Annotated in this window: 5 protein-coding genes; 2 read left to right on the forward strand and 3 right to left on the reverse strand. The window is 68.2% G+C overall.

The features are described from left to right. From ACT4N8_RS02060 to dxs, 3 genes are all read right to left on the reverse strand, one after another. Positions 1-513, reverse strand: a 513-nt coding sequence (locus ACT4N8_RS02060; protein ID WP_444856475.1) for a TlyA family RNA methyltransferase, incomplete at its 3' end; no start/stop codon positions are given. After that, on the reverse strand, positions 510-740 hold the full coding sequence (locus ACT4N8_RS02065; RefSeq protein ID WP_444856476.1) for a hypothetical protein: 231 nt from the start codon (positions 738-740) through the stop codon (positions 510-512). The genes ACT4N8_RS02060 and ACT4N8_RS02065, both read right to left, overlap by 4 nt. 8 nt (positions 741-748) lie before the next feature. Continuing rightward, positions 749-2,677 (reverse strand): 1-deoxy-D-xylulose-5-phosphate synthase, encoded by a 1,929-nt coding sequence (gene dxs / locus ACT4N8_RS02070; RefSeq protein ID WP_444856477.1) that lies wholly within the window; start codon positions 2,675-2,677, stop codon positions 749-751. Between the two features lie 203 nt (positions 2,678-2,880). Here dxs and ACT4N8_RS02075 point away from each other — a divergent pair, with 203 nt between their 5' ends. Next, positions 2,881-3,516 (forward strand): TetR/AcrR family transcriptional regulator, encoded by a 636-nt coding sequence (locus ACT4N8_RS02075; protein ID WP_444856478.1) that lies wholly within the window; start codon positions 2,881-2,883, stop codon positions 3,514-3,516. Next, on the forward strand, positions 3,513-4,575 hold a 1,063-nt coding region (locus ACT4N8_RS02080; RefSeq protein ID WP_444856479.1), incomplete at its 3' end, for a glycosyltransferase. The genes ACT4N8_RS02075 and ACT4N8_RS02080, both read left to right, overlap by 4 nt.

The following is a 4,575-nucleotide window of genomic DNA, read 5'->3' on the forward strand; positions in this document are numbered from 1 at the left end:
GGCGAAGCCGAGCGCTGTATCGAGCACCTTGGCGAGGCCGATGAAGCTCGCGTCGCAGACGATCAGGTCGACCGGCTCGGTGACGATCTCGTCCGTGAGATAGCGCGCATTGGTTCGCTCATGGACGATCACGCGCGGGTCCTGCCGCAGCCTCCAGGCGAGCTGGTTGGTGCCGACGTCGACCGCGAACACCTTCGCCGCGCCACGCTGAAGCAGCACATCGGTGAAGCCGCCGGTCGAACTTCCCACGTCGAGCGCCACCGCGCCGCGCACGTTCCAGCCGAAATGATCGAGCCCGTGCGCCAGCTTGATCCCGCCGCGCGACACCCAGGGATGATCCTTCCCCCGCACCTCCAGCGGCGCATCTGCGCTGAGCTGCTGCCCCGCTTTCTCGATCTTCCGCTCGCTGGAGAAAACGAGTCCCGCGAGGATCAATGCCTGCGCCTTCGCCCGACTCTCCACGAGCCCGCGATCGACGAGCAACTGATCGGCGCGTTGCCTTCCTCGGCTCATCCGTCCCAAATTCTATCCAGCCGGCGCCAGCACAGGCGCGCAGCCAGCAATACGGCTAGTTGAAGGCCGGCCCACAAGGCGAGAACGAAAAGGCCGGTACCTTCCGAGCAACCGCCACATCCCCCGCCGGCAGCACCCAGCAGCATGATGCTAAAGAAAAACAAGGCGCACGTCGCAGCGACCGTGGCGATCACAATCAGCGATCGGGCAACGATGTCGAAGGTCATCATGGGCGCTAGGCCCGCGCCCCTTCTACCACGCCGGCGCTATTATGTCGAAGCGCTTTGAGGACCGTGGCGACGATGCCGTCGGCATCCAGGCCGGCTTCCGCATATTGCTTTTCGGGCTTGTCCTGGTCCTGGAAGCGGTCGGGGAGGCGCATGGTGCGCAGCTTGAGGCCGGCGTCGATCAGGCCAGCGTCGCTCGCCAGGGTCAGGACGTGGGCGCCGAAGCCGCCGATCGCCGCCTCCTCGATCGTCACCGCGACCTCGTGGGTGGCGAGCAGGCGGCGGATCAGCGCTTCGTCGAGCGGCTTGGCGAAGCGGAGGTCCGCGACCGTGGTCGAGAGGCCCTGCGCGTCGAGCCGGTCGGCGGCCCTGAGCGCCTCGGCGAGGCGGGTGCCGAGCGAGAGGATCGCCACCTTCTTGCCCTCGCGGACCACGCGGCCCTTGCCGATCTCCAGCGCCTGCGGAACCGCCGGCATGGGCACCCCGACGCCGTTGCCGCGCGGATAGCGCACCGCGATCGGCCCCGAGTCATGCTCCTGCAGGGTCTTCGTCATGTGCGCGAGCTCGGCCTCGGCGGCGGCGGCCATCACGACGAAATTGGGAAGGGTGCAGAGATAAGCGAGATCGAAGCTGCCGGCGTGGGTCTGCCCGTCCGCGCCGACCAGCCCGGCGCGGTCCATCGCGAAACGGACCGGGAGGTTCTGGATCGCGACGTCGTGGACGACCTGGTCGTAGGCGCGCTGGAGAAAGGTCGAGTAGATCGCGCAGAAGGGCCGCATGCCCTGCGCGGCGAGGCCCGCGGCGAAGGTCACCGCATGCTGCTCGGCGATGCCGACGTCGAAGGCGCGATCCGGATGCGCCTTGGCGAATTTGTCGACGCCGGTGCCCGAGGGCATCGCCGCGGTGATCGCGCAGATTTTCGGATCGTCGTCGGCCAGCCTGGCCAGCGTCTCGCCGAACACGTTCTGATAGGCCGGCGGGCCGCCGCCCGGGCCCTTGTCCTGCTTGCCGGTGACGACGTCGAACTTGACGACGCCGTGATATTTGTCCGCCGCCGCCTCGGCCGGGGCATAGCCCTTGCCCTTCCTGGTGACGACATGGACGAGCATCGGGCCGAAATCGGCGTCGCGGACGTTTTCGAGGATCTTGACGAGGAGGTCGACGTCGTGGCCGTCGACCGGGCCGACATAATAGAAGCCCAATTCCTCGAAGAGCGTGCCGCCGGTCGCCATGCCGCGGGCATATTCCTCGGCCTTGCGCGCCGCGTTATGGAGCGGATCGGGGAGCTTGCGGGCGAAGCGCTGGGCGAGGTGGCGCAGCGTCAGATATTTGCCCGAGGAGACCAACCGGGCGAGATAGTTGGAGAGCCCGCCCACCGGGGGCGCGATCGACATGTCGTTGTCATTGAGGATGACGACCAGCCGGTTCCCCGCTTGTTCGGCATTGTTCATCGCCTCATAGGCCATGCCGGCGCTCATCGCGCCGTCGCCGATCACCGCGATCGCCTTGCCGGGCCGGTTGCTCAGCTTGTTCGCCACCGCGAAGCCCAGCGCCGCCGAGATGGAGGTCGAGCTGTGCGCCGCGCCGAACGGGTCGTATTCGCTTTCCGAGCGCTTGGTGAAGCCGGACAGGCCGCCGCCCATCCGGATCGAGCGGATCCGGTCGCGCCGGCCGGTGACGATCTTGTGCGGGTAGCATTGGTGGCCGACGTCCCAGACCAGCCGGTCGCGCGGCGTATCGAAGACGTAGTGGATCGCGGTCGTGAGCTCGACCACGCCCAGGCCGGCGCCGAGATGGCCGCCGGTCACCGAGACCGCCGAGATCGTCTCGGCGCGCAATTCGTCGGCGAGCTGGCGCAGCTGCCCGCGCTCCAGCCCGCGCAGGTCCTCGGGCGTCTCGACCGTGTCGAGCAGCGGCGTTTGCGGTCGTTCGGTCATGAATACCCCTTCGCCGCTCTCATAGGCGCGAGGGCCGTCGAAGTCATGAGGGAATGCTGAGGAAACTCGGTCGGCCGGGCGAGATGCCGACGGAAAAGCGGCTGCCAAGGGCTCGGAGGGCTCAAGCCAGCTCGGCGAATATTCATGCGAGCCAAACTCACATGAATGTTGCATTCACGCATTTTCATGTTATGGCGAGTCGCATGAATGTCGAATCGCCCAAGCGGCCCTATCGCCAATCGGCGCGTGCGCGCGCCACCGAGGAAACGGGCAGGCGCATCGTCGATGCGTTCGTCGCACAATTCCGCGCGCGCTGGTTCGACGAGATTCGCCTGGAGGACGTCGCCGGCGCGGCGGACGTGGCGGTGCAGACCGTACTCCGCCGCTTCGGCAGCAAGGAGGGCCTGCTCGGCGCGATGCAGGAGCGGATGAACGAGGAGATCATCCAGCGCCGGACGGTCGCCCCGGGAGACCATGCGGCCGCCATCGAGGCGCTGATCGAGGATTATGAGGAGATCGGCGAGCTGATCATGCGGATGCTCGCGCAGGAGGACAAATATCCCGCGCTACGCGCCTTCACCGACAGCGGCCGCGCCTTCCATCGGGACTGGATCGCGAGCGCCTTCGCGCCCGCGCTGGCGCGGTTGACCGAGGGCGCCCGGCGACGGGCAGTCGACGCCCTGGTCGTCGCCGGCGACATCTACGTCTGGAGGCTGATCCGCAAGGACATGGCGCGCCCGATCGCGGAGTATCGCGCGCTGCTGGAGATAATGTGCGCCGCCGCGCTCGGCGTTGCGCGCGAAGAGATGTTTGACACCGTTTCGGGAGACGATGAATGACCGGTGCTTCGGATAGACTGAATTTCCTGTTCGCAACCTGGGAGGGCGGCGGCTCGGTCGGCCCGGCTCTGACCGTCGCGGCGAAAATGGCCGCCCGCGGCCATCGCGTCCGCGTGATGAGCGATCGCTGCAACCGGCCCGAGGCCGAAGCGGCGGGCGCGGCCTTCGTCCCCTGGCGGCGCGCGCCGAGCCGCATCGACCGGACCAAGGACAGCGACGTCTTCCGCGACTGGGAGGTCGCGACGCCGCAGGAGCAGGTCCAGCGCGTCATCGACCGGATCATGACCGGCCCCGCGCTCGCTTATGCCGAGGACGTGATCGAAGAGCTGCGGCGCGAGCCGGCGGATCTCGTCGTCTCCAGCGAAATGCTGTTCGGCGTGATGGCCGGTTGCGAAGCGGTGGGTCAGAAGTTCGCATTGCTCAGCTGCAATATCAGCCTGCTGCCGATGGCGGGCGTGCCGCCGCTCGGGCCAGGTCTGGTGCCCGCGCGGACCCCCGAGGAAGAGGCGCTGCACCGCGAGGTGGCGGAGGGCAACCGCGCGATGTTCAACGCAGGGCTGCCGGCACTTAACGCGGCGCGCGCGGCGCTTGGCCTGACGCCGCTCGCCGACCTCGCCGACCAGCATCTCGCCGCGGAGAAGCTGCTGCTCGGCACCAGCCGGGCGTTCGACTTCGCGCCCCCGGTCCTGCCGCCGCACATCCTCTACGTCGGCCCGCAGCTGGACGATCCGCACTGGGCGGAGCCTTGGCGATCGCCCTGGCCCGCGGCTGACGTGCGCCCGCTCGTCCTCGTCGGCTTCAGCACGAGCTTTCAGGACCATGTCGGCGTGCTGCAGCGGCTCATCGACGGCGCCGGGAGCCTGCCGGTGCGGCTGCTGGTGACGCTCGGGGCGACGATCGCGCCGGAGGAATTGTCTCCCGCCGCCAACACCCAGCTCGTGCGCAGCGCGCCGCACAACCAGCTCATGAAGGAAGCGGCGCTGGTGATCACCCATGGCGGCCATGGTACCGTGACTCGCGCGCTCGCCCACGGCAAGCCGATGCTGGTCGTGCCTCACG

It is taken from the genome of Sphingosinicella sp. (assembly GCF_052387495.1).
In the GTDB taxonomy this organism is placed as follows: Bacteria; Pseudomonadota; Alphaproteobacteria; order Sphingomonadales; family Sphingomonadaceae; genus Allosphingosinicella.

Excerpts from the sequence above, each read along its gene's own strand:
- ACT4N8_RS02075 (WP_444856478.1), top strand. The coding sequence starts at position 2,881 with ATGAATGTCGAATCGCCCAAGCGGCCCTATCGCCAATCGGCGCGTGCG.
- dxs (WP_444856477.1), bottom strand. The coding sequence starts at position 2,677 with ATGACCGAACGACCGCAAACGCCGCTGCTCGACACGGTCGAGACGCCC.
- ACT4N8_RS02065 (WP_444856476.1), bottom strand. The coding sequence starts at position 740 with ATGACCTTCGACATCGTTGCCCGATCGCTGATTGTGATCGCCACGGTC.